General features: G+C 71.0%; 24 protein-coding genes. 12 read left to right on the forward strand and 12 right to left on the reverse strand.

Translation table 11 applies throughout. From position 1 onward, the window contains the following. Nucleotides 1-40 precede the first annotated feature (40 nt). Nucleotides 41-1606, forward strand: coding sequence for an AMP-binding protein (locus tag P0Y31_RS07535; protein ID WP_275867941.1), 1566 nt, complete (start codon nt 41-43; stop codon nt 1604-1606). Nucleotides 1607-1634: 28 nt separating this feature from the next. Here the strand turns inward: P0Y31_RS07535 and P0Y31_RS07540 are convergent, their stop codons facing one another. The 6 genes from P0Y31_RS07540 to P0Y31_RS07565 all read right to left on the reverse strand — a co-directional run bounded on the left by P0Y31_RS07540 (nt 1635) and on the right by P0Y31_RS07565 (nt 7793). Beyond that, nucleotides 1635-1817 (reverse strand): hypothetical protein, encoded by a 183-nt coding sequence (locus tag P0Y31_RS07540; protein ID WP_275803157.1) that lies wholly within the window; start codon nt 1815-1817, stop codon nt 1635-1637. 342 nt (nt 1818-2159) lie between these two features. Next, nucleotides 2160-3371: a formaldehyde dehydrogenase, glutathione-independent gene (fdhA, locus tag P0Y31_RS07545; RefSeq protein WP_275867943.1), complete on the reverse strand. Its 1212-nt coding sequence runs from the start codon at nt 3369-3371 to the stop codon at nt 2160-2162. A 95-nt stretch (nt 3372-3466) separates the two neighbouring features. Then, on the reverse strand, nt 3467-4216 hold the full coding sequence (locus P0Y31_RS07550; protein WP_275867946.1) for an MIP/aquaporin family protein: 750 nt from the start codon (nt 4214-4216) through the stop codon (nt 3467-3469). Nucleotides 4217-4365: 149 nt separating this feature from the next. Next, nucleotides 4366-6618, reverse strand: a complete 2253-nt coding sequence (locus tag P0Y31_RS07555; protein ID WP_275867948.1) for a phage holin family protein — start codon at nt 6616-6618, stop codon at nt 4366-4368. Between the two features lie 68 nt (nt 6619-6686). After that, on the reverse strand, nt 6687-6878 hold the full coding sequence (locus P0Y31_RS07560; protein WP_275867951.1) for a hypothetical protein: 192 nt from the start codon (nt 6876-6878) through the stop codon (nt 6687-6689). A 51-nt stretch (nt 6879-6929) separates the two neighbouring features. After that, a complete protein-coding gene (locus P0Y31_RS07565) occupies nt 6930-7793 on the reverse strand; it encodes an aldo/keto reductase (RefSeq protein WP_275867955.1) in 864 nt (287 codons plus the stop codon). Between the two features lie 124 nt (nt 7794-7917). Between P0Y31_RS07565 and P0Y31_RS07570 the strand changes: the two genes are divergently transcribed. The 6 genes from P0Y31_RS07570 to P0Y31_RS07595 all read left to right on the forward strand — a co-directional run bounded on the left by P0Y31_RS07570 (nt 7918) and on the right by P0Y31_RS07595 (nt 16225). Continuing rightward, nucleotides 7918-9282, forward strand: coding sequence for an MFS transporter (locus tag P0Y31_RS07570; protein ID WP_275867958.1), 1365 nt, complete (start codon nt 7918-7920; stop codon nt 9280-9282). 89 nt (nt 9283-9371) lie between these two features. After that, nucleotides 9372-10955, forward strand: coding sequence for an Hsp70 family protein (locus tag P0Y31_RS07575; RefSeq protein WP_275867960.1), 1584 nt, complete (start codon nt 9372-9374; stop codon nt 10953-10955). Between the two features lie 37 nt (nt 10956-10992). Further along, a complete protein-coding gene (locus tag P0Y31_RS07580) occupies nt 10993-11907 on the forward strand; it encodes a LysR family transcriptional regulator (protein WP_275867962.1) in 915 nt (304 codons plus the stop codon). 218 nt (nt 11908-12125) lie between these two features. Further along, nucleotides 12126-13454 (forward strand): MFS transporter, encoded by a 1329-nt coding sequence (locus P0Y31_RS07585; RefSeq protein WP_275867965.1) that lies wholly within the window; start codon nt 12126-12128, stop codon nt 13452-13454. A 51-nt stretch (nt 13455-13505) separates the two neighbouring features. Then, nucleotides 13506-14774 (forward strand): M20 family metallo-hydrolase, encoded by a 1269-nt coding sequence (locus P0Y31_RS07590; protein WP_275867968.1) that lies wholly within the window; start codon nt 13506-13508, stop codon nt 14772-14774. After that, nucleotides 14771-16225: an amidase gene (locus P0Y31_RS07595; protein WP_275867970.1), complete on the forward strand. Its 1455-nt coding sequence runs from the start codon at nt 14771-14773 to the stop codon at nt 16223-16225. The genes P0Y31_RS07590 and P0Y31_RS07595 overlap by 4 nt, the downstream gene beginning before the upstream one ends. A 66-nt stretch (nt 16226-16291) precedes the next feature. On the opposite strand, the gene P0Y31_RS07600 is transcribed toward P0Y31_RS07595, so the two are convergent. Further along, nucleotides 16292-16780 carry a DUF1269 domain-containing protein gene (locus P0Y31_RS07600; RefSeq protein WP_275867972.1) on the reverse strand — a complete coding sequence of 163 codons (489 nt, stop codon included), beginning with the start codon at nt 16778-16780 and terminating at the stop codon, nt 16292-16294. A gap of 202 nt (nt 16781-16982) precedes the next feature. Here P0Y31_RS07600 and P0Y31_RS07605 point away from each other — a divergent pair, with 202 nt between their 5' ends. The 3 genes from P0Y31_RS07605 to katG all read left to right on the forward strand — a co-directional run bounded on the left by P0Y31_RS07605 (nt 16983) and on the right by katG (nt 20099). After that, nucleotides 16983-17345, forward strand: a complete 363-nt coding sequence (locus P0Y31_RS07605; RefSeq protein ID WP_275803176.1) for a cupin domain-containing protein — start codon at nt 16983-16985, stop codon at nt 17343-17345. A gap of 65 nt (nt 17346-17410) precedes the next feature. Beyond that, nucleotides 17411-17863 (forward strand): Fur family transcriptional regulator, encoded by a 453-nt coding sequence (locus tag P0Y31_RS07610; protein WP_275867974.1) that lies wholly within the window; start codon nt 17411-17413, stop codon nt 17861-17863. A gap of 49 nt (nt 17864-17912) precedes the next feature. After that, nucleotides 17913-20099 carry a catalase/peroxidase HPI gene (gene katG / locus P0Y31_RS07615; RefSeq protein WP_275867977.1) on the forward strand — a complete coding sequence of 729 codons (2187 nt, stop codon included), beginning with the start codon at nt 17913-17915 and terminating at the stop codon, nt 20097-20099. Between the two features lie 68 nt (nt 20100-20167). On the opposite strand, the gene P0Y31_RS07620 is transcribed toward katG, so the two are convergent. Further along, nucleotides 20168-21178: an aldo/keto reductase family protein gene (locus P0Y31_RS07620; protein ID WP_275867980.1), complete on the reverse strand. Its 1011-nt coding sequence runs from the start codon at nt 21176-21178 to the stop codon at nt 20168-20170. Nucleotides 21179-21285: 107 nt separating this feature from the next. On the opposite strand from P0Y31_RS07620, the gene P0Y31_RS07625 reads away from it, so the two are divergent. Together P0Y31_RS07625 and P0Y31_RS07630 are read left to right on the forward strand one after the other, a co-directional pair. Further along, entirely contained in the window at nt 21286-21990 is a 705-nt protein-coding gene (locus P0Y31_RS07625) for a response regulator transcription factor (RefSeq protein WP_275867983.1), read from the forward strand. Next, nucleotides 21987-24506, forward strand: coding sequence for a DUF4153 domain-containing protein (locus tag P0Y31_RS07630; protein WP_275867986.1), 2520 nt, complete (start codon nt 21987-21989; stop codon nt 24504-24506). The genes P0Y31_RS07625 and P0Y31_RS07630 overlap by 4 nt, the downstream gene beginning before the upstream one ends. A gap of 12 nt (nt 24507-24518) precedes the next feature. Here P0Y31_RS07630 and P0Y31_RS07635 read toward each other — a convergent pair whose 3' ends face one another. Genes P0Y31_RS07635 through P0Y31_RS07650 form a run of 4 tightly spaced genes read right to left on the reverse strand, consistent with a single transcriptional unit; the run spans nt 24519 to nt 26176 of the window. Continuing rightward, complete coding sequence (locus tag P0Y31_RS07635) at nt 24519-24971, reverse strand: pyridoxamine 5'-phosphate oxidase family protein (RefSeq protein WP_275867988.1); 453 nt, start codon at nt 24969-24971, stop codon at nt 24519-24521. Nucleotides 24972-24976: 5 nt separating this feature from the next. Then, nucleotides 24977-25387 carry a VOC family protein gene (locus P0Y31_RS07640; protein ID WP_275867990.1) on the reverse strand — a complete coding sequence of 137 codons (411 nt, stop codon included), beginning with the start codon at nt 25385-25387 and terminating at the stop codon, nt 24977-24979. Between the two features lie 5 nt (nt 25388-25392). Then, nucleotides 25393-25851, reverse strand: coding sequence for a helix-turn-helix transcriptional regulator (locus tag P0Y31_RS07645; protein ID WP_275867993.1), 459 nt, complete (start codon nt 25849-25851; stop codon nt 25393-25395). 19 nt (nt 25852-25870) lie between these two features. Then, nucleotides 25871-26176, reverse strand: a complete 306-nt coding sequence (locus P0Y31_RS07650; RefSeq protein ID WP_275867995.1) for a hypothetical protein — start codon at nt 26174-26176, stop codon at nt 25871-25873. Nucleotide 26177: the final 1 nt, after the last annotated feature.

Here is a 26177-nt window from a genome sequence, read left to right on the forward strand (position 1 = left end):
ACACACGGCATACCGCGGGTGGCTCTGGTGGAGTGGCCGGGTGTACGAGCACCTCCACGACCACCACCGCTGGGTCCTCCCGGACGTCCTCGAGGCGCAGGCGCGCGAGCGCGGCGACCAGACGTTCCTCACCGTCATCGGCGAGGGCAGCCTGACGTATGCCGCCGCGGCCCGGCAGGCGCGCCAGGTCGCCGCCCACTGTGCCGGGCTGGGGGTGGCGCCGGGTGACGCCGTCGCGGTGCTGCTGCCGAACGGACTCGACTTCGTGCGGCTCTGGCTCGGGCTCGGCCGTCTCGGCGCCGTGATCGTGCCCGTCAACACCGGGCTCACGGGCGACTTCCTGGCCCACCAGCTGCGCGACAGCGGCGCCCGGCACGTCGTCACCGCCGGAGACGCCGCTGGTGCGGTGGCCGACGTCCTGCCGACCGTGCCGGGGCTGGAGGTGCTGGCCCTCGACGGCTGGGAGCACGCGCCGGAGCACGACGGCCACTCCCCTGCCGCCTCCGACACTGCCTGCCTGATGTACACCTCCGGCACCACCGGGCCGTCCAAGGGCGTGCTGCTGCCGCACGCCCACTGCTACCTCTTCGGGCTCGGCAGCATCGAGGCGCTCGGCCTCACCGCCGACGACCGGTACTACGTGTCGATGCCGCTGTTCCACGCCAACGGCCTGTTCATGCAGCTCTACGCCACCCTCATCGCGGGCGCCTCGGCGGTGCTGCGCGGGAGGTTCAGCGCGTCGGCGTGGCTGTCCGACATCCGCGAGCACGGGTGCACGGTGACCAACCTGCTGGGCGCGATGACGCAGTTCGTGGTCGCCCAGCCGCCCACGCGCCACGACCGTGACCACGCGCTGCGGGTGGTCTGCCCGGTGCCCAACCCGCCGTCGCACGAGCAGTCCTGGCGCGAGCGGTTCGCCGTGCCCGAGGTGGTCTCGGCCTACGGCATGACCGAGGTCAACATCCCCCTCTACGGGCGGCTCGGCACCTCCCGACCCGGCACCGCTGGGCTGGTGCTCGACCGCTGGTTCGAGGTCTCCGTGCGCGACCCCGACACCGACGACCTGCTCCCCCGCGGGGAGGTCGGCGAGATCATGGTGCGCCCGAAGGTGCCGTTCGGCTTCATGGCCGGCTACGCGGGGCTGCCCCACGCGACCGTGGCGGCGTGGCGCAACTTCTGGTTCCACACCGGCGACTCGGGTGTCATGGACGGGGACGGCTGGGTCACCTTCGTCGACCGCACCAAGGACTGCATCCGTCGCCGGGGCGAGAACATCTCCTCCTTCGAGGTGGAGAGCGCGATCGCCCGCCTCGACGGCGTGGCCGAGGTGGCGGCGTATGCCGTGCCGGCCGGTGCCGAGGGCACCGAGGACGAGGTGATGCTCGCGGTGGTTCCCGCACCCGGGGCCCGTCTCGGCCCCGAGGCCGTCGCCGCGCACGCCGACCTCGTGCTGCCCCGGTTCGCCCGGCCGCGCTATGTGGAGGTCGTCGACACGCTGCCGAAGACCCCGACGCAGAAGGTGCGCAAGCAGGAGCTGCGCGCGAGGGCCGTCGGGCCGTCGACCTGGGACCGGGAGGCCGTTGCGGCGCCTCAGTCGAGGGACTGACCCCGCGGCCGGCACCGACCGCGACCCATCAGCCGGCGAGCGCCGCGAAGACCTCGTAGACCATGAAGGCCGGCCAGAAGAGTCCCTGGAAGACCGCTAGCACGTACTCCCAGAACCTGTCCGCCTGCTGCCAGAACCAGACCAGGGCCCCGAAGATCCCCAGGCCGTAGACCGCGCCACCGCCGGCTGCACCCGTGTTGCTGCTGCTCATTCCTGCCACCCCTTGGTCCCTGCCACCTGCCGCCACCCCCGGCCGGCGGGTGTGACCGCCGGCCTGGACCGCCGGCACCAGTGTGCGCCCGGCTCCACCGTCACGGCAGGGCCGTTCGGCTCCCCCGGCACAGGTGCTCCCCCTGGCGGAGGCTCGCCCTCGTCCGGCCACCCGATGGTTAGGACATAAGTCCTAGGACGTGCGCCGGGAAACAGGGGTGAACGACCGACTGACAGGGGTGGTGCGCACCGAGCATGCTTCTGATCGGGGCGGAGAAAGTGAGGCCCGGCGCAGAACTCGGGGGAAGGGCGCCGGGCCTCACTCATGTCCGGGGACGGGTCTCTACGCGACCATGCCGTGTGGGTCGATCACGTACTTCTTGGCCGCTCCCTTGTCGAACTCCTGGTAGCCCTGGGGGGCCTCGTCCAGGCTGATCGTCGTGGCGTTGACCGCCTTGGCGATCTGCGCCTTGCCACTGAGGATGAGGTTCATCAGCTGACGGTTGTAGCGCTTGACCGGGCACTGGCCGGTGGTGAACGAGTGCGACTTCGCCCACCCCAGACCGAGGCGCACGCCGATCTGGCCGATCTTGGCGCCCTCGTCGACGCCCCCGGGGTCACCCGTGACGTACAGGCCGGGGATGCCCAGCGCCGCTCCCGCCCTCGCGATCGTCATCATGTCGTTGAGCACCGTGGCGGGCGCCTCCGCGGCGCCGGCACCGTGGCCGCGCGCCTCGAAGCCCACGGCGTCGACGGCTGCGTCGACCTCGGGCTCACCGAGGATCTGCTCGATCATGTCAGGCAGCTCGTTCCCGGAGCTGAGGTCGACCGTCTCGCACCCGAAGCTCTTCGCCTGCTGGAGCCGCTCGGCGTTGAGGTCACCCACGATGACGACGGACGCCCCGAGCAGCTGGGCGGAGTGCGCCGCGGCCAGGCCGACCGGACCGGCACCGGCCACGTAGACCGTCGAACCCGTCGTCGCGCCCGCGGTGTAGGCGCCGTGGTAGCCGGTGGGGAAGATGTCGGAGAGCATCGTGAGGTCGAGGATCTTCTCGAGGGCCTGGTCCCGATCGGGGAACCGGAGCAGGTTGAAGTCCGCGAAGGGCACCATGACGTACTCCGCCTGCCCGCCGACCCAGCCGCCCATGTCGACGTACCCGTAGGCCGCCCCGGGCCGGGCGGGGTTCACGTTCAGGCAGATGCCGGTCTTGCCCTCGTTGCACATGCGGCAGCGCCCGCACGCGATGTTGAACGGGACCGAGCAGATGTCACCCTGCTTGACGAAGAGCACGTCCTCGCCCACCTCGACCACCTCACCGGTGATCTCGTGGCCCAGGCTCTGCCCCACCGGTGCGGTCGTCCGCCCCCGGACCATGTGCTGGTCGCTGCCGCAGATGTTGGTCGTCACCAGCTTGAGGATGGCGGCGTGCGGAGCGCTCTTCTTCAGGCCCAGACCCTTGACCACATCGTCAGGGAGCTCGAGCTTCGGGTATTCGATCGACTCCACGGCGACCTCTCCCGGACCCTTGTAGACCACAACACGGTTTCCCGTCATGGTTCTTCTTCCTTTCCTCTGGTGAGAACTTTTCCGCTGGTGAGAACTTCCCGCCGGCCGCGCCGGGCGGTGACGACAATGGGCGTGCGCCCGGCTCAGGCCTCCTCTGGTGGGTTCGGGGTGTAGGACTCCTCGGCGGCCGGTGCCTGTGCGCGGCGGGTCTCGGCCACGAGGTCGTAGAGGACGGCGGCGACCACCGCACCCACCAGGGGGCCGACCCAGTAGAGGAGGAACTGCCCCCACGGCACCTCTCCCCCGAACAGGGCCAGGGCGAGGTACGGCCCGAACGTCCGGGCCGGGTTCAGCGAACCACCGGTCTGGGGCGCGATCCGCAGGATGGCGGCGGCGACTGCCAGACCGATCATGAGCCCGGCCCAGCCCAGGGGTGCGCGCGAGTCGACCGCCAGCGCCATGACCGCGAAGAGGACCAGGAAGGTGCCGAGGCTCTCGGCGACGATGCCCTGCCAGTAGGGAACGCCCTCCCCCAGCGACGTCGCGCCCAGACCGAGGTCGACCGCGCCGGAGCCGGAGACGGCGATGATGAGCACGGCGCCGACGAGCGGGGCCACCACGTAGGGCAGGACCTTCGCCCAGGGGAACCGCCGGGTGGCGGCGAGCGCCAGCGTGACGGCTGGGTTGATGTGGGCGCCGGACACGGGGCCGAAGCCGTAGATGACGACCGCCACGATGATCGCCAAGGCCAGGGAGATGAAGCCCAGGCTCGCGTAGCCCACTTCACCGCCGCCCGCGCGCAGCGCTGCGACGACGGAGCCGGCCCCCACGAGCACGAGCATCGCTGTGCCGACGCACTCGGCCACCACACGGCGCCACAGGCCTGCCTGCATTGCGTGCCCCCTTGCACGAAAAGGTCGCGGCCCCCGTAGCCCAGTCACGACCTGAGTCGCCGGCAGCCGCGTCCCTGGCAGCTGCGCCCTGCGCCCGCGCCTTCCCGACGCTAGACCGGTCCCTCCGCCTGATCAACCCCCACCGAGCGTTAGTCGGTCGTGGAGGTCACCGCCTCGACCTTGGCCGGGCCTGGCCGGTCCGCCGGGTCAGGGATGTCGGACCGGTGGCCGAGCCGGCGCAGCCAGCGCACCAGCTGCCGGTGCACCTCGTCGGCACCGGCAAGGGGTGCGTCCTGGTCGAGGGGCCACGCGGTCGGGTGCACGAGCACCGCCTGGGTCTGCCAGCCTCCGAGTCCGCCGTGGTTGCCGACGAGCTCCTCGTAGGCCGCGACCTCGTCCGTCCCCGGGTACAGCGGGCTGTTGAGGACCAGGTCGCCGACGTGCGCGAGCGCCGCGTGCCGCCGGACCTGCTGCTCTGCCCGATCGCCGAAGAGCCGCAGCGGGTCGCGGCCCTCCACGCGGCCCTCGTCGAGGTAGCGCGTCCCACCACGGCCCAGCACCACGGTCCCGTGCTCCTGCGAGCGCACCACCACGTACCCGATGCCCGGGTGCATGGCCAGGGAGGCGACCAGCCCCGGGTAGGCGGCCTCGATCTCCTCGCGGCTCATCCGTCCGGTGAAGCGCGTGAAGTAGACCATCGCCAGGTTGCCCGACGCGATGACGACGACGTCACCAGCGCCGGCGCCGTCTGGTGAGGCCTGTGTCGGAGTTCCGGCGACCGTGGCCTTCGGCGCACCGCTCTCGAGGTGCACCTCGTCGCCCACGGACCGGTGACGGGTGGCCCGTCTGACTGCCTTCCCCGTGGCGCCTCCCTGCTCCCCCACCTGGGACAGCAGCGTGTTGGCCGGCCCCGCGGTCTCCTCGAGGTTGGTGGCGGCGGTCACCGTGTCGACACGGCCGGCCAACAGCTCACGGACCAGGTCCTCGAGGCTCTGGCCGTGGCGTTGCCGGAACGTCGCCCCCTGGCTCTGGCCGTGGTCCGAGACGATGACGAACTCGTAGGGCCGGGGCGCCTGTTCGGCCGCGGCGTGGAGCACCCCGATGAGGTGGTCCAGGCCCGCGAGCGAGGCCAGCGACTCGGGCCGGGTGGGCCCGGCGTGGTGGGCGATCTCGTCGTAGTCGGTGAAGTCGCAGAAGATGGACGGCCTCCCCGACATCATCTGCTCCACGATGAGCCCGGCGTTGAGGTCCCTCAGCAGGACGTTTGTGACCGCCCGCAGCACGACGTAGGAGCCGTGCCGCTCGATCCTGGGCTCGACCGCGCGGCGGCGCTGCCTTCGGCCCTGGTGTCGCTCCTTGACCATCTCCCCCACCGAGAGGACCAGGGAGCGGGACAATCCGTACGGGTTGATGAAGTAGGTGGCGTAGCCCCGTGACGGCCCCTTCCGGGAGCCGGGTGCGGTGACGGCACTCATGGTGAGCAGCGCCGTCGGGGCGTCGCCGGTGAAGATGTTCGAGATCCCGACACCGCCGTCGGCGAGCAGGCCCCGACCGTCCGAGAGTCGCTGCTGGATCACGTACGCGTCCTTGGGGCGGTTGGCCACGAGCAGGCGGTCGTTCTCCTTCTCGTACCACCGGAACGCGGGGATCTGCGAGCTGGCGCCGTGGAGGAGGCCCGCCTGGCTGGCCGGCGTGGTCGACGGCAGCTGCACCTCCCATTCGGTCAGGGTGTGGCTCCCCGAGCGGATCCAGCGGCTGAGCGTCGGGAGGTCGCCGCTGCGGATGGCCCAGCGCAGCAACGGGGCCGACAGCCCGTCGATCTGCAGGAAGACCACGCCCGGCACCGTCGTCGTGGTGGCCCGGGCCCTCGCCTTGCGGGACTGGCGCAGCAGGTTGGTGAGGAACGCCGTGTCGTCGCCAGCGCTGACGAGCCACGTGACCGCTGTGACGAGCAGCGAGAAGAGCCAGGACGCCCAGAAGGCGTTCCAGAAGCCGTCGACGGAGATGCCCGGCGTCAGGCTCAGGGCGGCGTAGAAGAACGCAGCCTCGGCGAACAGGCTCGCCAGCAGGACGCCCACCCAGCCCACCATCAGGGCCACCGAGGTCACGAGCGGCTGGACGATCCCGTGGAGCACGCCGAGGATGACGGCGGCGAGCAGCACGTCGAGGGTCGCCGCCGCGCTCACGCCGGGCACGACCCAGATGGTGACCGAGAGCACGACCCAGCTCAGGACCAGGTTGACCGCCGCTCGCCGGACCTCGGCCCACGAGGTCGGCTTCCGCCCCTTCAGCAGGCGCCATCCGAGGCCGGCCCGCGACCGCGCGGTGGGGGCAGCGGCGCTCGTCGGGCCGGCGCCGCCCCCGGGGCCGCCGTCCGCTGGACCTGTGCTCGTGGTGTCCACCGCCCCGATGCTGGCAGCCCGGACCCGCGAGGACCCCACCCCTGGCGGATGATCGTGAGCGGGGGGGGTCACCCGTGGCGGCGCCGCCCCCCGACGACCGCCAGCAGCAGGCCGAGGAAGGCGACCACCGGGCCCAGCACCGCCCACAGCGTGACGCCGCTCATGGGGCTGCCTCCGACGTAGCCCAGCCCCTGGAGCGTCCACAGGGCGCCGACCAGGAAGAGCACGCTCCCGAGCGCGATGGGCAGAGCACGACTCACCTGCCGAGCGTAACCCGCCCGGCAGCGCCGCGGGTCAGGCGGCGCGGCCGGTCAGCCAGCCCGGTCGAGGTCAGCGCGGTCCGCCGGGCTGAGCTCGAGGTCCACGGCCCGAGCGGAGTCCCGGATCGAGCTCGGGCGGGAGGCGCCGGGGATGGGGATGACGACCTCCGCCAGCGAGAGCTCCCAGGCCAGCGCGACCTGCTGCGGGCTCACGCCGTACCGCTGAGCGACCTCGGCGAAGGCACTGTGCTTCGAGCCCAGCTCCGCGGCGTTGGAGATGCCGCCCAGAGGGCTCCACGGCAGGAAGGCGATGCCGTGCTCCGCGCAGTGCTCGAGCTCCGCCCGGCTGGAGAGGAAGGCCGGGGAGAACTGGTTCTGCACCGATGCCAAGCGGCCTCCCAGCACCTCGTTGGCCTCCTCGATCTGGGCGATGGAGGCATTGGAGATGCCGGCCCGCACGATGACGCCCTCGTCGAGCAGCTCCGCCAACGCCCCGATCGACTCCGCGTAGGGGACCTTCGGGTCGGGTCGGTGGAACTGGTACAGGCTGATGGCGTCGACCCCGAGCCGCTTCGCGGAGTCCCTGGCCGCCTGCTTGAGGTAGGCGGGGTCCCCGTTCAGCGTCCACGACCCGTCCCCAGGGCGCAGGTGCCCGCCCTTGGTGGCGACGACCACACCGGAGGGGTCCCCGCCCCAGGACCGCAGGGCCTTGGCGATGAGCTCCTCGTTGTGGCCGACCTCACCAGCCTGGAGGTGGTAGGCGTCCGCGGTGTCGATGAGCGTGACGCCGGCATCGAGGGCCGCGTGGATCGTGGCGAGGGAGCGCTGCTCGTCGGGGCGTCCCTCGATGGACATGGGCATGCCGCCGAGGCCGATGCTCCCGACCTTGAGGTCGCCGAGGATGCGCTGCTTCATGTCGTCACTCCTGTTCGTCGCGGTCAGACCTTCGGGTGGTCCTCTGGGGCAAAGTCATCTGCTGTCGGAGTTGTTCCCGGTTGTCCGCGTTGCCGGTGGCGGCAGGCTGCCGTAGACAGTGCGCATGCCCCTGCCGACCGACGTCCGCACCACCCGCTCCGAGCGGCTGGACCGCCTCCCCTTCACGCGGGAGCACCGGCGGCTGGTCGTCGGCTCGGGCCTGGGGTGGGCCCTCGACGCCATGGACGTCGGGCTGATCAGCTTCGTCATGGCGGCCCTCGCCAAGCAGTGGGGACTGGGCGCCGGCACCCTGTCGTGGATCGCGTCGGTGGGGTTCATCGGCATGGCCGTGGGGGCGAGCGTCGGCGGCCTGCTGGCCGACCGGATCGGCCGCCGGCAGGTGTTCGCCCTCACGCTGCTCGTCTACGGCACCGCCACCGGCCTCTCGGCGCTGTCGTGGTCGGTGGGCGCCCTGATGGCGTTCCGGTTCCTCGTCGGGCTGGGGCTCGGGGCCGAGCTGCCGGTGGCGGCCACGCTCGTCAGCGAGTTCGCCCCCGCCCGGATCCGCGGTCGGGTGGTCGTGGCCCTTGAGGCGTTCTGGGCCGTGGGGTGGACGCTCGCCGCGCTGATCGGCTACCTCGTCGTGCCCGGTTCGGACTCGGGGTGGCGCTGGGCCCTGGCCATCGGCGCCGCGCCCGCGGTCTACGCCGCGGTCGTCCGCTTCGCGCTGCCCGAGTCGGTGCGCTTCCTCGAGCAGCAAGGGCGGCACGACGAGGCCGAGGCCTCGGTGCGCCGGTTCGAGGCAGCCGCAGGAGTCGCGGCACCGACCGAGGTGCGTCCCGCCGACCCCAACCCGACCGGGCGACGCGACACGACCCGAACGCAGCGGGCCGGGCTGGCCGAGCTCTGGCGGCCGGAACGGCGACGGACCACCGCTGCGCTGTGGGTGGTGTGGTTCGGGGTGAACTTCTCCTACTACGGCGCCTTCATCTGGCTGCCCACCCTGCTGGTCGCCTCCGGCATGGACCTCGTCCGCTCGTTCGGCTTCACCCTCGTCATCACCCTGGCCCAACTGCCCGGTTACGCCCTCTCCGCCGTGCTGGTCGAGCTCTGGGGACGCCGCCTCACGTTGTCGCTCTTTCTGCTCGCCTCGGCGGTGTCGGCGGTGGCCTTCGGGATGGCCGACACCGAGGCGATGGTGCTGACGGGCGGCATGGCGCTGTCGTTCTTCAACCTCGGCGCCTGGGGCGCGCTGTATGCCGCCACCCCCGAGGCCTACCCCACTGCCCTGCGCGCGAGTGGCTCGGGAGCAGCCGCCGGCTTCGGCCGGATCGCCTCGATCCTAGCGCCGCTGTCGGTGCCCCCGCTGCTGGGCCTCGGCGGCAGCGCCGTGGTGTTCGCCTGCTTCGCCGCGTTCTTCGTGCTCGCGGCCGGCGGGGCGTGGGGCCTGCCGGAGCGCCGCGGCCAGACACTCGAGACCGCGGCCTGACCGGGCCGCCAGCCGACCGCTGCGCCCTGCCCCGGCGCTGGCCGCGGGCTGCGCGACGGGCTGTGCACCGCTCGCCCTAGCCTTGGGGCATGGACCTGGGCCTCGATTTCGGCACCACGCACACCGTCGTCGCCCTCTCCGACCGGGGCAACTACCCCGTGGTCGCGTTCCTCGACGAGCACGGCGACGCCCACGACCACTTCCCCACGGTTGTCGCCGACGACGACGGTGCGCTCGCCTACGGCTTCGCGGCGCTCGAAGCGGCCCGTCGCGGCGCCCCCTTCGTGCGCTCGTTCAAGCGGGCGCTCGCCGAGCCGAGCGTCACGCCCGACACGGTGCTGCGGGTCGGCCACCGAGACGTGCTGCTGCTCGACGTCGTCACCGGCTTCTTCCATGCCCTGCAGGACGCCCTGCGCACGGCGTCGACGGCCGAGGGCCTGCTCGACAGTGAAGCCACCCGGACCGTGCTGGGCGTGCCCGCCCAGGCCAACAGCGCCCAGCGCTTCCTCACGCTGGAGGCCTGCAGGCGCGCGGGGTTCCACGTCGTCGGCATGGTCAACGAGCCCTCCGCTGCGAGCTTCGAGTTCGCCCACCGCCAGGCCCGGTCCATCTCGTCGCGGCGCAACCTCGTCATCGTCTACGACCTCGGCGGTGGGACGTTCGACGCGTCCCTGGTGCAGCTCGACGGCACCGCACACGAGGTGCTCGACTCCTTCGGCGTGAACCGGCTCGGCGGTGAGGACTTCGACGAGGCGCTCGCGGGGGTGGCCCTCACGGCTGCCGGTCGCGCGCGCGAGGACCTGACCGAGGCCCAGCGGTCGGACCTCCTGGACGAGTGCCGCGAAGCCAAGGAGCGCATCACCCCGCAGTCGCGCCGGATCAACCTCGAGGTGCCGACGACCGGTGGTGAGACAGAGGTCGTCACCGTCGGCGTCGACAACTTCTACGACGCCGCAACGCCCCTCGTCGAGGCGACCACCGAGGCGATCGAGCCCCTGGTGCAAGCGCTGGGCTCCCCTGCGGACGGGGGCGACGAGCTCGAGGGTGTCGCCGGCATCTACATCGTCGGTGGGGCGAGTGCGCTGCCCCTCGTTCCGCGCCTGCTGCGAGCCAGGTTCGGCCGCCGCGTCCACCGGGCGCCCATGCCGAGCGCGTCGACAGCCGTGGGCCTGGCGATCGCGGCCGACAGAGGCGCCGGGTTCTCGTTGCGCGACAGGCTCTCCCGCGGCTTCGGTGTGTTCCGCGAGCGGGAGGGCGGGGCCAGGGTCTCGTTCGACCCCGTGCTCGACCGGTCCCTGCTCACCACCGAGGTGGTGGGTGCGCCGTCGTCCGCCGAACCGGTTGTCGTCACCCGCCGCTACCAGGCGGCACACAACATCGGCTGGTTCCGGTTCGTGGAGTACTCGTCGGTCGACGACCAGGGCGAGCCCCGCGGCGACCTCGCGCCGGTGGCCGAGATCGTCTTCCCCTTCGACCCCGACCTCCAGCGGCAGCACCCCGGCTCACCGTCGGAGCCGACGTGTGCCGCGTCGGAGTTGCGCGGCACACCCATCGTGCGGTGGTCCGGGCCCATGGTCGAGGAGCGCTACACGGTCGACCCTGCCGGCATCATCTCGGTCGTCGTCACCGACCTGAGCACCGGCTACCGGCAGGAGCACGTGCTGACCGGCTGATGGCCCCCAGCTGGCTTGGCCGCGGCACAATTCCGGAATGACGAGGTCGTTCACACTGGTCCAGCTGCGCTACTTCTGCACCGTGGCGGAGCTCGAGAACATGACCGCAGCTGCAACTGCGCTGAACGTGACCCAGTCGACCCTTTCGTCCGCGGTCTCCCACTTGGAACACGCCCTGGGTGTCGAGCTGTTCATCCGTCTGCCACGCCGCGGGCTGCGTCTCACGCCTGCTGGTAGAAGGCTGCTCCAGCGTAGCCTCGTGCTCATCGAGGAAGCCGACCAGCTGCCGGGATTGGTGCGCGAGGACGGTTGCGCGCTCGCGGGTGACCTCACTGTCGGCGTGTTCGGGCCCCTCGCGCCCTTCCGTGCACCCGTCATCCTCCAAGAGTTCGAACGCACCCATCCCGGGGTGCGCCTCTCGTTCCTCGAAGGCGACCAAGAGTTCCTCCGGAGGGCTCTTCGAGACGGCAAGTGCGAGACCGCCCTGATGTACGACATCGGGCTCGGCAGTGAGCTGCCCCGTCGCCTCGTCGAGCGCATTCCCCCACATGTCATCGTGGCTGCGGGGCATCCCTTGGCCGACTCCCCCGGGCGCGTGGTGAGCCTCAGGGACCTCCAGAACGAGCCACTGATCCTGCTCGATCTGCCCCACACCCGCGAGTACTACCTCAGCCTGTTCAAGGTGTGTGGGGTGACGCCCATGATCCGCCATCGCGCCAGCGGCTACGAGACCGTTCGTTCGTTCGTCGGCCGGGGCCACGGGTACTCCGTCCTCAACCAACGTCTCGCTCACGACCTCACCTATGCGGGCGGCTCCGTCGTCCCTCTACGCATCGTGGAGGACCTGCCAGAGATCGAGGTGCTGCTGGTCCGGGCAGCAGGGACGCGCCCCACCCTGAAGTCCCGGGCCTTCGAGGACGTGTGTCTGCGGGTCTACGGGCTCACCAGCTGAGGCGGCAGTCCAGGGCGCCCTCGGCGAACCGGCGGAGCGCTCTGGCATCGAAAAAACCGATGATGCTGGAGAAAACGAATCTGTTAGACACATGCGAAGACCCTCCGCAGCATTGGACGCACCCCGCGACGGCTCACGTCCTTCCTCCCTTGGACCGCTGGGCCGGCCCGATCCGGATGTTCCGGGCCCGACGGTCGCCTCCACCGAGGGAGCTGCCCATGACCACCACAGCACGACTCACCCCGACGGCGCCCGCCCGGACAGGATCGGGCATTCAGACCCGGGTCCTCGCCGGCGGAAGTGTCGGGCAGTTCATCGAGTTCTACGACTTCACGCTCTACGCGCTCTCAGCCGTGACCCTCGCCACCCTCTTCTTCCCGAGCCAGAACGAGCTGGCGAGCCTGCTGTCGACGTTCGCCACCTTCGGTGTGGCCTTCCTGGTCCGCCCTCTCGGCGGCCTGTTCTTCGGTGCGCTCGGCGACCGCATCGGGCGCCGCAGCGTCCTCTACATCACCCTGCTGTCCATCGGCTGCGCGACCACCCTCATCGGTCTCCTGCCGACCTACGCCACCATCGGCGCGGCGGCGCCCGCTCTGCTCGTCCTGTGCCGCCTCGTGCAGGGCTTCTCTGCCGGCGGGGAGTCCGTGGGGGCTCCGGCCTTCGTGTTCGAACACGCGCCACTGCACCGGCGTGGTTTCTGGCTCAACATCACCCTCGCCGCCACCGCTCTGCCGTCGGTCGTCGGTGGGACGTTGATCCTCGTCCTGTCACAGTCGATGTCCCAGGATGCCTTCCTCAGCTGGGGCTGGCGCATCCCCTTCCTCATCGCCCTGCCCCTGGCCTTCTTCGGCTTGTGGATCCGGAGCCGCACCGAGGAGAGCGCGGCCTTCAAGAAGGTGCTCGAGCAGAGCGCCCACCGCGAGTACAGCCCCGTTCGCGAAGCATTCCGCGAGAACAAGGTCCGGATGCTGCAGGTCATCCTCGTCATGGGGTTGACCGCAATGGGCTTCTACTTCCTCACCGGCTACTTCGTCTCCTACATCCAGACCGCGGGAGGGCTCAGCAGGGAGGAGTCACTGGCCACCAACGCCGCAGCCATGTTCCTGTATGCCGTGCTCCTGCCCATCGGGGGCGTCATCAGTGACCGGGTCGGTCGCAAGCCCATGCTCGTCGCGGGCTCGCTCGCGATCGCCCTGCTGGCGGTGCCCTGCTTCATGCTGGTCACGAGCGGGTCGCTGACCCTCGCGCTCCTCGGACAGGCGCTCTTCGTGCTCTGCCTGACCACCTACGGGGGCGGTTGCTACACCTTCTTCGTCGAGATCTTCACCACTCGCACCCGGTTCACCTCAGCAGCGGTGAGCTACAACGTCGCCTACGCGCTCTTCGGCGGCACTGCACCCTTCGTCGGCACCTACCTTGTCGGTCGCACCGACGTGGCGTCCGCCCCCGGCTACTACATGGCCACTGCCGCCGCGATCGTCCTGGTCCTGCTCGTCGCCACACGGGTCCCCGAGACCCACCAGCGACCCGATGGCATCGCAGCCTGACGCCCGCCCAGCCACCACACCCCCGCCGACCAGAGATTGAGAGCCAGGACCATGGACGCCCAGACGTTCCTCACCGACTTCCACCACGTGGCTGCCATCGGAGCCACCCCCGCCGGCGGCGTCGACCGCCAGGCCGCGACAGTGGAGGACAAGCAGACGCGCGACTGGTTTGCGGCCTTCGCCGCGGACCGCGGATGGCCCGTGCGGGTCGACACGATCGGCAACATGTTCGCCCTCATCGAGTGGACTCCAGGGGCTGACTTCGTCCTCGTCGGATCCCACCTCGACAGCCAGCCACTCGGAGGTCGGTTCGACGGCGCCTACGGCGTCATCGCGGCCCTGCACGCAGCCGCCCGGCTCGCTGACCGTGTCCGTCGGGGTGAGCCTGCTCCCGGGTACAACCTCGCAGTCGTCAACTGGTTCAACGAGGAGGGAGGCCGGTTCGCCCCGTCGATCATGGGTAGCTCCGTCTTCGCCGGGCTCATGGACGAGGAGGCGATGCTCCGCGTCACCGACCTGCATGGCACGACCGTCCGCGACGCCTTGGACGCCATCGGCTACCGGGGCACCGACCCGAGGCCGACGCCAGCGGCCTACGCCGAGATCCACATCGAGCAGGGTCGCATCCTGGAGCGCGAGGGCATCGAGCTCGGCGCCGTTGACCGCAGCTGGTACACGCAGAAGCTGGACATCGAGGTCATCGGCGAGCAGTCCCACACCGGGGCGACCGCCATGGCCGACCGCCGCGACGCCCTCGTCGCCGCGTCCAAAGTCGTGGTGCTCGTGCACGACGTCACAACGGAGTTCGAGCCGGAATCAATCGTCTCGTCCGTCGGTCACCTCACCCTCGAGCCGAACTCACCGATCGTCGTCCCACGCAGAGTGCACCTCGTCGCCGACATCCGCGCGTCGTCGCCTGCGGTTGTCGAGCAGGCAAGGGCGCTGCTGCGCGAGCGGATTGCCCGCGTGGCACAGGATCACGCCCTGACGATCGAAGTCACCGACTTCGACGTGCGGCCGGTCCAGGCCTTTCCCGAGCGCAGCCTCGAGGTCACCGAGAAGGTAGCGGCATCGCTCGGCATCGGCGTTCGCCGGATCAACACGATGGCTGGCCACGACTCGGTGGCCATGAACCGGATAGTGCCGGCGCTGATGATGTTCATCCCGTCCATCGACGGAGTGAGCCACTGCGAGCGCGAGCTGTCCAGCGACGAGCAGATGGCCATCGGCGTCGACGCCCTCACCGCGGCGGTCTGGGAGCTTCTCCACGGGGAGCTGGACGGGCAGGGACCAGCCGGGGCAGAGGACGGCACACCGTGAGCGACCTCGCGCATCTCGATGCCGTCTCGGCTCTGCGCGCCTTCCGCAAGCTGGAGCTGTCCCCAGTCGAGCTGCTCGACGCCGTCGTCGCCCAGAGCGAACGGGTCAATGGAGAACGTGACACCGGGATCAACGCCTTCACCGAGGCCCTCACCGACGAGGCCAGGGTGGCAGCCAAGGAAGCGGCCGCGACCTACCTCCGCGCAGCCAGGGACGGGGCGCCGACGCCCCCGCTGCTGGGAGTACCTGTGGCGACCAAGGAGAAGCACGCCCTCGCCGGGCGGAGGCTGGAACAGGGTCTGAGCGCGCACGCCGGCCGCACAGCCACGACAGATCACCCGGTCGTGGAGCGGATCCAGCAGGCTGGCGGTGTCATACACGCCCGCACCACGTCGCCAGAGTTCAGTTGCGCCACAGTGACCCACAGCCCGATGTGGGGTGTGACCCGCAACCCGTGGAATCTGAAGGCGACGCCCGGCGGCTCGTCGGGAGGCGCGGGGGCTGCCCTTGCCGCAGGCATGACGACCCTGGCGACAGCCTCTGACATCGCGGGTTCGACACGGGTGCCGGCCGGCTTCACCGGAACCGTGGGCTACAAGCCGCCCTACGGGCGCATTCCCGGTCAGCCGCCGCTGAGCGCGGACTGGTATCGCAGTGACGGCCCGATGGCTCGAACGGTTGCGGACACCGCACTGCTGGCAGGGGTCATGTCTGGAAGGCACCCAGTGGACCACCAGTCATGGGGGGCCCACGGCGAGCCCGTCATGGTGGCGAACAACGCGGCGGCCAACCTGTCGCGAGTCCGGGTGGGTCTTTCCGTCCGGCTGGGCGACTACCCCGTGGAGCCGGACGTCGAGGCGGCCACGCTCGACGTGGTCGCCCGGCTGGAGCACGCGGGCGCCACCATCGTGCCCATCGACCTGCCGTGGACGACGGACCGTGTCATCCGCACGATCTTCGCCCACTTCGGTCACATTCTCGGCCCTGCCCTGGAGCGGGAGTCCGGCGACGTGGAGAGGCTCGCCCCGTACACGCAGCGGTTCATCGCCGACGCCCGACGGGCGAGGCAGCGGGACAGCCTCGTCGACTCACTGGCCATGGACGCCGCCATGCAGGCCGAGCTGGCTGCAGCCATGGCGGACGTCGACGTCCTCATCTGCCCCACGAACGCCGTGACCGCCCTCAGCGCAGACGGCGACTACCTCGACGGCCTGATTGTCGGCGACACGCGGCTCGCCCACTACTGGGAGTCGCACCTCACCAGCCCGTTCAACGTCGCGAACCGGTGTCCCGTGCTGGCCTTGCCCAGCGGTCTTGCCAGCAACGGCGTTCCGACCAGCATCCAAGTCGTGGGTCAACCGCTGGACGAGCAGACCGTCTTCAACGTGGCCGCAGCCGTCGAGCAGCTGGCACCCAGTAGGCCCTGGCCTCTGGCGCCACGGTCTGCCTGACAGCGACCGGACCGTCCCACGGGCGGCTCGCGCACGCCGGTGCCCGTCGACACCGTCGGCCAACGGTCAACGACCGCCGAAGGTCTCGAGCAGGACGGCGCGCTCGGCGTCGGTGAGGTTCGTCGCGACCAGCTTCTTGGACACCCCGCGGAACCGGTCGCCCAGCCGGTCGAGGTCGCCCTCGTCGGTGACCACGAAGAGGGCAGAGGTCCCCTCGGTCACCTCGGTGCGGATCGTCTCCAGCTGCTCCTTGGTGATGCCGGTGCCCTCGGTGGCCTTGCTGATCGCGCCGATGGCAGCGCCCACGACACCGCCGACGACGGGCACGAAGAAGAGCGCGCCGACCAGCACGCCCCAGAAGGCGCCCCAGCCCGTGCCGCGGACCGCCTCGTCGTGGCTGTGCCGCGTCGTGGGCCGCGACGCACCTTCCGGCCACGACACCACGGCGTGGTCGAGGATCTTGACCATTCCCTCGGCGGCGGCATCGGCGAGCACGTGGACGGCCCGCTCCGCGCCGTCGGGCGACTCGAACTTCCAGACGGTGAAGGCGGTCATGGGGCACTCCTCGTGATCGGTTGGTGCAGGCCCCTCACCCCTGCCGCCGACCCTACGCCTCCTGGCCCGGTCGAGCCGGGGACTTCACCAGGCATCCACCCGAGATGGCTGGCCCCGGCCCGGGAAATGTGGTCCCGACGAGCCATCGGCTGCCCGGCCCGGCGGGCCTAGGTTCGAGTCAGAGGCGATCGAGGAGGCTGTCATGGGAGGACTCGAGTCGAGGAGCTTCGACTCTCCGGAGGAGGTGCGCCCCTTCACGGACAAGGGCGCGGCAGAGGTCGTCACCCTGGCCGGCAGCACCGTCCTGAAAGGACGCTTCGAGCCGGGGTGGCGCTGGTCGGAGCACGTCCGCCCGCTGGCGGGCACCGACAGCTGCCAGTCGCCCCACCTGCTCTACGTCCTCTCGGGCCGGATGCACCTGCGCATGAACGACGGCACCGAGGGCGAGGCCGGACCCAACGAGGTCGTCCGGGCCGAGCCGGGCCATGACGCGTGGGTCGTGGGCGACGAGCCCTGTGTCGTGGTCGACTTCGGCGCATCACCCTCCTACGCCCGGCCGGCGTAGCCGGCACCCGTCACCGCGCCGAGCCCCGCGGCATACCCGTCTGAGTTCTTGATTCATTCCAGAAAATGCATCAGACTGCAGGCGTGCCCACGACCACGGACCTCGAGCGCATCCTGCGCGGCGCAGACCTCCGTGTGACCCGCCCCCGCCTGGCCGTGCTCGCCGCCGTGCGCGAGCACCCGCACGCCGACACCGACTCCATCATCGGCGCCGTGCGCGACGAGCTGCCCGGAGTCTCCCACCAGGCCGTCTACGACGTGCTGCGAGCCCTGTCCGCGGCGGGGCTGGTGCGCCGCATCCAGCCGGCCGGGTCCGTCGCCCGTTACGAGGCGCGCGTGGGCGACAACCACCACCACGTCGTATGCCGCGTGTGCGGCACCATCGCCGACGTCGACTGCGCCGTCGGCCACACCCCCTGCCTCACCGCCTCGGACGACCACGGCTTCGCCATCGACGAGGCCGAGGTCACCTACTGGGGCCTGTGCCCCGAGTGCGCGACAGCAACCGCCACACGCTGACCGCGCCACCAACCCAGCCCCCACCCCACAATGAAGGAGATGGACTCACGTGGTCGAACACGGCAGCGAGAGCGAGAACCCGGTAATCCCCGCCCCCGAACCGAAGACGGATCGGCGGCCGCACAGCAACAGGGACTGGTGGCCGAACCAGCTCAACCTCCAGGTGCTCCACCAGCACTCCCCCTACGCCAACCCCCTGGGTGGGGGCTTCGACTACGCCGAGGCGTTCCAGGGCCTCGACGTCGAGGCCCTGAAGCAGGACCTCATCGACGTGATGACCACCTCGCAGGACTGGTGGCCGGCCGACTTCGGCCACTACGGAGGCCTGTTCATCCGGCTGAGCTGGCACGCTGCCGGCACCTACCGCATCGAGGACGGCCGTGGTGGCGCCGGTGACGGCTCCCAGCGCTTCGCCCCGCTCAACAGCTGGCCCGACAACGCCAACCTCGACAAGGCCCGCCGACTGCTCTGGCCGGTCAAGAAGAAGTACGGCCAGAAGATCTCCTGGGCCGACCTCCTGGTGCTCGCGGGCAACGTCGCCCTGGAGTCTATGGGCTTCAAGACCTTCGGCTTCGGCTTCGGCCGTGAGGACATCTGGGAGCCCGAGGAGATCTTCTGGGGCCCCGAGGACGCCTGGCTCGGCGACGAGCGCTACAGCGGCGACCGAGAGCTGTCCGGCCCGCTGGGCGCGGTGCAGATGGGCCTGATCTACGTCAACCCCGAGGGCCCCAACGGCAACCCCGACCCGATCGCGGCGGCCCGCGACATCCGCGAGACCTTCCGCCGGATGGCGATGAACGACGAGGAGACCGTCGCCCTCATCGCCGGTGGCCACTCGTTCGGCAAGACCCACGGCGCCGGCCCGGCCGACAACGTGGGCCCCGAGCCGGAGGCCGCCCCGGTGGAGGAGCAGGGCCTGGGCTGGCACAGCACCTACCGCTCCGGCAAGGGCGCCGACACGATCACCAGCGGCCTCGAGGTGACGTGGTCGAACACGCCCACCCGTTGGGGCATGGGCTTCTTCGAGAACCTCTTCCGCTACGACTACGAGCTCGTCAAGAGCCCGGCGGGTGCGCACCAGTGGGTCGCCAAGGAGGCCGAGGCCACCGTGCCCGACGCCTTCGACCCGGAGAAGAAGCACCGTCCGACCATGCTCACCACCGACCTCGCGCTCCGGCTCGACCCGGAATACGAGAAGATCTCGCGCCGCTTCTACGAGAACCCGGACGAGTTCGCGCTGGCCTTCGCCAAGGCCTGGTACAAGCTGCTCCACCGCGACATGGGCCCGGTCTCGCGCTACCTCGGCCCCTGGGTGCCGGAGCCGCAGCTCTGGCAGGACCCGGTGCCGCCGGTCGACCACGAGCTCATCGGGGCCGAGGACATCGCGTCGCTCAAGCGCACCATCCTCGACTCCGGCATCTCCCTCTCCGACCTCGTCTCCACGGCGTGGGCCGCTGCCGCCAGCTACCGCGACACCGACAAGCGGGGTGGAGCCAACGGCGCGCGGATCCGCCTGGCACCGCAGAAGGACTGGGAGGTCAACGCGGGCACGGGACCGGTCATCGAGCGACTGGAGCAGCTCCAGCAGGAGTTCAACAGCGCGCAGACCGGCGGCAAGCGGGTCTCGCTGGCCGACCTGATCGTGCTCGGTGGCTCCGCCGCGGTCGAGCAGGCCGCCCGGGCCGCCGGCGTCGAGGTCGAGGTGCCGTTCGCCCCCGGGCGCACGGACGCCACGCAGGAGCAGACCGACGTGCAGTCGTTCTCGGTGATGGAGCCCCGCGCGGACGGGTTCCGCAACTACCTGCGGGCAGGCGAGAAGCTGCCGCCGGAGACGCTGCTGCTCGACCGGGCGAACCTGCTGTCCCTCACCGCCCCCGAGATGACCGTGCTCGTCGGCGGCATGCGGGCTCTCGGCACCAACCACGGTGGGGCTCAGCACGGGGTCTTCACCGATCGCCCCGGCGTGCTGAGCACCGACTTCTTCGTGAACCTGCTCGACATGGGCACGGAGTGGAAGGTCTCGACCGACACCGAGAACGTCTACGAGGGCCGCGACCGCTCCACCGGCGAGGTCACCCGCACGGCCACTGCCGTCGACCTCGTCTTCGGCTCGAACTCGCAGCTGCGCGCGATCGCCGAGGTCTACGCCGAGGACGACGCCAAGGAGAAGTTCGTCAAGGACTTCGTCGCGGCGTGGGTCAAGGTCATGGACCTCGACCGGTTCGACCTGCGCTGAGGTCCGACCTGCCCTGACGCGCACGGCCCCGGTCACCCCTGAGGTGACCGGGGCTCTCGCGTTCTCCCTCAGACAGGACGCCGGGCGGGCGCGTTCTCCGCGGTCCGGCCCGGGTCGCGCTCGACGACGTCTCCGAGTGCGTCGTCGATCTTCGCCATGAGCTCGTCGGGAATGGTCACCCCGGCGGCCTTGACGTTCTCGCTGACCTGCTCCGGACGCGACGCACCGATGATCGCCGAGGCCACGTTGTCGTTCTGCAGCACCCATGCGACGGCCAGCTGGGCCATCGAGAGCCCCAGCTCGTCGGCGACCGGCTGCAGCTGCTGCACCCCAGTGAGGACGTCGTCGCGCATGAACCGGGAGATCATGTCGGCGCCGCCCTTCTCGTCGGTGGCGCGGGACCCCTCCGGCGGCTGCTCGCCGGGGCGGTACTTGCCCGTGAGCACGCCCTGCCCGATGGGTGACCAGACGATCTGCGACACGCCCAGCTCCTTCGAGGCCGGCACGACCTCGCCCTCGATCACGCGCCACAGCATCGAGTACTGCGGCTGGTTCGAGACGAGCTGGAAGCCGAGCTGTCGGCTGAGCTCGACACCGGCGCGGATCTGGTCGGCCGTCCACTCGCTGACACCGATGTAGAGCGCCTTGCCCTGTCGGACGATGTCGGCGAACGCCTGCATGGTCTCCTCCAGCGGCGTCTCCGTGTCGAAGCGGTGGGCCTGGTAGAGGTCGACGTAGTCGGTCTGCAGCCGCTGGAGGGAGCCGTGGATGGACTCCATGACGTGCTTGCGCGAGAGGCCGGTGTCGTTCTTGCCCTTGGGCCCAGTGGGCCAGTAGACCTTGGTGAAGATCTCGAGCGACTCCCGGCGCTCCCCCTTCAGCGCCTCGCCGAGCACCGTCTCGGCTGCCGTGTTGGCGTACGCGTCCGCGGTGTCGAAGGTCGAGATGCCCGCGTCGAGTGCTGCTCTCACGCACTGGGTGGCGGTCTCGTTCTCCACCTGGGAGCCGTGGGTGAGCCAGTTTCCGTAGGTGATCTCCGAGATCTTGAGGCCGCTGTGTCCGAGGTACCTGAACTCCATCCCGCCACCGTAGGGCCCGGCGCCCGGCTGCGCGCTCTGCGAGATCTGCACAGAACCTTCACACCATCTGCGCCGCTCCCTCCCCGGCTCTCTCCTACGCTCCAAGGGTGAGCCACAAGCCCCGTGTCCTGGTCGTCGAGGACGAGCGCACCATCGCCGAGGCCGTCGCCGCCCGCCTGGAGGCCGAGGGCTTCGAGGTCGACCAGGTGCACGACGGCCTCATCGCCCTCGAACGTGCCGCCGCGTGGGACCCAGAGCTGGTGGTGCTCGACGTCATGCTTCCCGGCCTCGACGGGCACGAGGTGTGCCGGCGCCTCCAGGCGGACCATCCGGTGCCCGTGCTCATGCTCACCGCCCGCGACGACGAGATCGACCTCCTCGTCGGGCTCGGCGTGGGCGCGGACGACTACATGACCAAGCCGTTCTCCATGCGGGAGCTGGTCGCGCGCATCCGGGCGCTGCTCCGCCGCGTCGAGCGCGCCCGCTCCATGACCGTCACGGCCCCCGACGTCCGGGTGGGCGGCCTGCGCATCGACGGCCCGTCCCGCCGGGTCTGGTCCGACACCGACGAGGTGCACCTCACGCCGACCGAGTTCGACCTGCTGTCCTGCCTCGCCGCCCGGCCGGGGACAGTGCTCACACGGGAGCTGCTCCTGGCGCAGGTCTGGGGCTGGGCCGACGCCTCCGGCACCCGCACCGTCGACAGCCACGTGAAGTCGCTGCGGCGCAAGATCGGCGCAGACCGGGTGCGCACCGTCCACGGTGTCGGCTACGCGCTGGAGACCGGGTATGCCGCGGAGCGTCGGTCATGAGGTACGACGTGCGCCCCCTCGACCGGGTCCGCTCCATCAGGACGAAGCTGGGTCTGCTGGTCGCCGTCACGATCGTGGTCGCCTCCGTGCTGGCGGTCATCGGCACCCGGCTCGGCGTCTCGCCGTGGGCCACCGTGCCAGTCGCCGTCGCGGCGGCACTGGTCGTGACGCAGGTGCTGGCCAAGGGCATGACGTCACCCCTGCGCGAGATGACGGTCGCCGCGCAGCGGATGGCGCAGGGTGACTACTCGCAGCGGGTGCACACCTCCTCGCGTGACGAGGTCGGCGAGCTCGCCCGGGCCTTCAACCGCACGGCGGCGACGCTGGAGATGGTGGACCGGCACCGGCGCGACCTGGTGGCCAACGTGTCGCACGAGCTGCGCACCCCCATCTCCGCGCTGCAGGCGGTGCTGGAGAACCTCGTCGACGGGGTGTCCAGCCCGGGACCCGCGGAGCTGCGCACCGCCCTCGCCCAGACCGAGCGGCTGGGGCGGCTGGTGGGCGACCTGCTCGACCTCTCCCGCGTCGAGGAGGGCGTGACCCCGTTGCGGGTCAAGGAGATTCGGCTCGCCGACATCTTCGACGACGCCGTCGCCCAGGCGCGCACCGACGGCGTGCACTACGCGGTCGACGTCAGGCCGCACACCCTCACGGTGGAGGCAGACCCCGACCGGCTGCACCAGCTGCTCGCCAACCTGCTCGACAACGCCGCCCGCCACAGCCCGACCGATGGGGAGGTGACGATCAGCGCCGCTCGCCACGGTGACGAGGTGCTGCTCTCCGTCTCCGACGAGGGGCCGGGCATCGCCGCGTCCGACCGCAACGCCGTCTTCGAGCGGTTCACGACGAGCGCCGCGCAGAGCAGCGGCACCGGGCTCGGCCTGGCCATCTCCCGCTGGGTCGCCCAGCTGCACGGCGGCAGCATCGCCGTCGCCGACACCGACCGCGGCTGCCGCATCGAGGTGATGCTGCCGGCCGAGGCGCCCCGGCCGGCCACGCGGAAGGAGCCCGTCGTGAGCACGTTCACCCCACCGGCCCCGGCCCCCGAGACCCCGACGGGGCCTCCCCACGCCGGCCTGGCCGCGTACTGGCCCGACGCCCCCCGCCGTCGTCCCGGCATCGTCGCCGCGGCCGCAGCGGCAGGTGCGCTCGCAGCCACTGTGCTGCCCGATCGCAGTCCCGGCCTGGGGACTGCCCTGGTGTTCGCCGTCGTGGCCGGCACGGTCTTCGTCGCCGCGACGACGCGGACTGCCCGACGTCGCTGGACGCGCCTGCAGGCCGTCGATGCCGTCGTGGTGGGGCTGCTGCTCGTACCGCTGTTCGTCCGCGATGCGGAGTGGATCACCATGCTGTGCCTCCTCGCCGCTCTGGCGTTGACGGCGGCGAGCTCCACCCGGGCCTCCTCGGTCCTCGCGCTGCTCGGTACCGCCGTCGCCGTGCCGCTGGCAGCACTGCGCGGGCTCCCCTGGCTCCGTCGCACCCTCAAGCCGCACGGCAGCGTGCAGGCATGGCTGCCGGCAGCCCGCACCGCCGTCATCTCGGCCGTCCTGCTCCTGGTCTTCGGCGCCCTGTTCGCCTCTGCCGACGCGCTGTTCGCGTCCTGGGTGGACGCCGTCACGCCCGACATCACCTGGAACGACCTGCCGGCGCGTGTCCTCCTCGCCGTCTTCATCGGCGCAGGCACCCTGGCGGCGGCCTTCGTGGCCCTCGCCCCGCCCGCCGTCGAGCGCCTGCGGCTGCCGTCGTCCGGCAGCCGCAACGAGTTCGAGTGGCTGGCCCCGGTGCTCGTCGTGGATGCGGTCTTCCTGGCGTTCCTCGTCGCGCAGGCGACCGTCCTGTTCGGCGGCCACGACTACCTGCAGCGGACCACGGGCCTCACCTACGCGGAGTACGTGCACGAGGGCTTCGGCCAGCTCACCGTCGCGACGATCCTCACGCTCACCGTCGTGGCGTGGGCAGCGCGCAAGGCCTCGCCCGGGCACCGACGCGACCTGGCCCTCGGGGCGCTGTGCGTCATGACGCTCGTGGTGGTCGTCTCGGCGCTCCACCGGATGCACCTGTACGAGGAGGCCTACGGTTTCACCAGGCTGCGCCTGCTGGTGTCCGTCTTCGAGGGCTGGCTGGGGGTCGTCGTCCTGCTCGTCATCCTCGCAGGCGTTGTGGGCGCGCGCGGGTGGCTGGTCCCGGTCGCGGTCCGGCTGGGAGCGGTCGGGCTGCTCGGGCTGGCCCTGCTCAACCCCGACCTCTACGTCGCTGAGCACAACATCGCCCGTGCCGACGCCCCCGTCGGCATCGACTGGGAGTACCTGGGCGACCTGTCGGCGGACGCCTACCCGGCCCTGGTCGACCTTCCCGACGAGCAGTTCACCTGTGCCACCCGCGGCGTCGAGCCGCTGGGTGACGACGACTGGCTCGAGTGGAACCTGTCCCGCGAGCGAGCGCGCGATCTCATGGCGGACCGGCCCCCGACAGGCGCGCGCGACACGACCACGCCCTGCCCCTCCAGCCCCAGGTGAGACCAGGTCGCGTCACACCAGCCAGGTGCCGTCGCGCATGAGGGTGCGGCCGGCGATCTCGTTGGCCTCGCGCCAGGCCTGCATGCGGGTCGGCCGCAACACCAGGAAGACGTAGCCCTGGCTCGTCCGTGGGTCCCAGTCGGCCTGCGCGACGTAGGCCTCGCCGACGGGGTCGTCGGCCGCGACGTCGACCGACCGCTCGAGCACGACGTCGATCGCGACCACGTCGCGCGTCGGCCCGACCGCGAGTCGAGCCGTGCCCGAGGTGGTCAGGTTGCGTGCGGTGACCGACGTCGCCTCGACCGCGACCACCACCCGCTCCCCTACCCAGGCCAGCGACAGCGGGACGAGGTGCGGGATGCCCGCGGCAGACGCCGTGGCGACCCACACGTCGATCGCGGGTGTCGCCAGCATCGCCAGCGTGTCGGCCTTGCGGGTCGCTCGGTCACGCGCCGGCGCGCTCACCACCGTCAGCGCACCTCGTTGATGCGGACCATGTTCCCGGCCGGGTCGCGGAAGGCGCAGTCGCGGATGCCGTACGGCTGCTCCGTGGGTTCCTGGACCACCTCGGCGTCACCGGCCTGCAGCTTCTCGAACGTGCCGTCGAGGTCCCTGGTCGCCAGCACGATCATGCCGTAGGTGCCCTTGGCCATCATCTCGGCGATGGTGCGGCGCTCCGCCTCGGTGACGCCCGGGTCGGCCCCCGGCGGGTACAGCACGATGCTCGTTCCGGGCTGGCCGACCGGACCGACGGTGATCCAGCGCATCGTGCCCCTGCCGACGTCACCCCGGACCTCGAAGCCGAGTGCGTCACGGTAGAAGGCGAGCGAGGCCTCCGGGTCATCGTGCGGCAGGAAGGCCGAGCTGATGGTGATGTCCATGGGTCTCACGCTAGGTGCGAGAGAGGCATCGGCGCTTCTCGATTCCTGACCGGTCGGGTGACCTGCTTCGCCACACATGCCGGCATCCCGGCCGCTCCACCGGCGGCCAGGGCCCGGTAGGTGCTGGGCGGCATACCCACCAGCTCGGTGAACCGGGTGCTGAACGTGCCCAGCGAGGCACAGCCGACGGCGAAGCACACCTCGGTGACGGTGAGGTCGCCCCGGCGCAGGAGCGCCATCGCGCGCTCGATGCGCCGGGTCATCAGGTAGGAGTACGGCGACTCCCCGTAGGCGGCCCGGAACTGGCGGCTGAGGTGCCCGGCCGAGATGTTCACGCCTCGGGCCAGCGCCTCGACGTCCAGCGGCTGCGCGTACTCCCGGTCGATGCGGTCGCGGACCCGGCGAAGCAGCGCGAGGTCACGCAGTCGCTGCGACTCGGCGGTGCTGGTGCCCACGTGCCGCATCGTCCCACAGCCGGTGCTCCTAGGTGTCGGAGCTGTAGGCCCCCGGCGTGATGACCACCACCGGGTCGAACTCGGTGACCTGCACATCCGCCGGGTCCATCGTCACCCCGGCTCTCTGCATGGCGGCGGGCAGGATGTCACGGTTGAACGCGTCCAGGAGATCCTTCGAGCGCCACACCTCGGTCACCTCGAAACCGTTGGCGGACGGTGCGGCCATGTGGAGGATCAGCCCGTCGCGGTTGTCGCCCATGAGGTCCACCACCGCCTGGTGCATGGCCTGGTACGTGCCGATGTCCTGCGCGACCCGCATCGTGTAGCCGTACATC

Origin of the sequence: Knoellia sp. 3-2P3 (genome assembly GCF_029223115.1) — a bacterium.
Lineage (GTDB): Bacteria > Actinomycetota > Actinomycetes > Actinomycetales > Dermatophilaceae > Pedococcus_A.

Bases quoted from the DNA above. Each gene is read 5' to 3' on its own strand.
- P0Y31_RS07540 (WP_275803157.1), bottom strand. From the start codon at position 1,817: ATGAGCAGCAGCAACACGGGTGCAGCCGGCGGTGGCGCGGTCTACGGC.
- fdhA (WP_275867943.1), bottom strand. From the start codon at position 3,371: ATGACGGGAAACCGTGTTGTGGTCTACAAGGGTCCGGGAGAGGTCGCC.
- P0Y31_RS07550 (WP_275867946.1), bottom strand. From the start codon at position 4,216: ATGCAGGCAGGCCTGTGGCGCCGTGTGGTGGCCGAGTGCGTCGGCACA.
- P0Y31_RS07565 (WP_275867955.1), bottom strand. From the start codon at position 7,793: ATGAAGCAGCGCATCCTCGGCGACCTCAAGGTCGGGAGCATCGGCCTC.
- P0Y31_RS07570 (WP_275867958.1), top strand. From the start codon at position 7,918: ATGCCCCTGCCGACCGACGTCCGCACCACCCGCTCCGAGCGGCTGGAC.
- P0Y31_RS07575 (WP_275867960.1), top strand. From the start codon at position 9,372: ATGGACCTGGGCCTCGATTTCGGCACCACGCACACCGTCGTCGCCCTC.
- P0Y31_RS07580 (WP_275867962.1), top strand. From the start codon at position 10,993: ATGACGAGGTCGTTCACACTGGTCCAGCTGCGCTACTTCTGCACCGTG.
- P0Y31_RS07585 (WP_275867965.1), top strand. From the start codon at position 12,126: ATGACCACCACAGCACGACTCACCCCGACGGCGCCCGCCCGGACAGGA.
- P0Y31_RS07590 (WP_275867968.1), top strand. From the start codon at position 13,506: ATGGACGCCCAGACGTTCCTCACCGACTTCCACCACGTGGCTGCCATC.
- P0Y31_RS07600 (WP_275867972.1), bottom strand. From the start codon at position 16,780: ATGACCGCCTTCACCGTCTGGAAGTTCGAGTCGCCCGACGGCGCGGAG.
- P0Y31_RS07605 (WP_275803176.1), top strand. From the start codon at position 16,983: ATGGGAGGACTCGAGTCGAGGAGCTTCGACTCTCCGGAGGAGGTGCGC.
- P0Y31_RS07610 (WP_275867974.1), top strand. From the start codon at position 17,411: ATGCATCAGACTGCAGGCGTGCCCACGACCACGGACCTCGAGCGCATC.
- P0Y31_RS07620 (WP_275867980.1), bottom strand. From the start codon at position 21,178: ATGGAGTTCAGGTACCTCGGACACAGCGGCCTCAAGATCTCGGAGATC.
- P0Y31_RS07630 (WP_275867986.1), top strand. From the start codon at position 21,987: ATGAGGTACGACGTGCGCCCCCTCGACCGGGTCCGCTCCATCAGGACG.
- P0Y31_RS07640 (WP_275867990.1), bottom strand. From the start codon at position 25,387: ATGGACATCACCATCAGCTCGGCCTTCCTGCCGCACGATGACCCGGAG.
- P0Y31_RS07645 (WP_275867993.1), bottom strand. From the start codon at position 25,851: ATGCGGCACGTGGGCACCAGCACCGCCGAGTCGCAGCGACTGCGTGAC.
- P0Y31_RS07650 (WP_275867995.1), bottom strand. From the start codon at position 26,176: ATGTACGGCTACACGATGCGGGTCGCGCAGGACATCGGCACGTACCAG.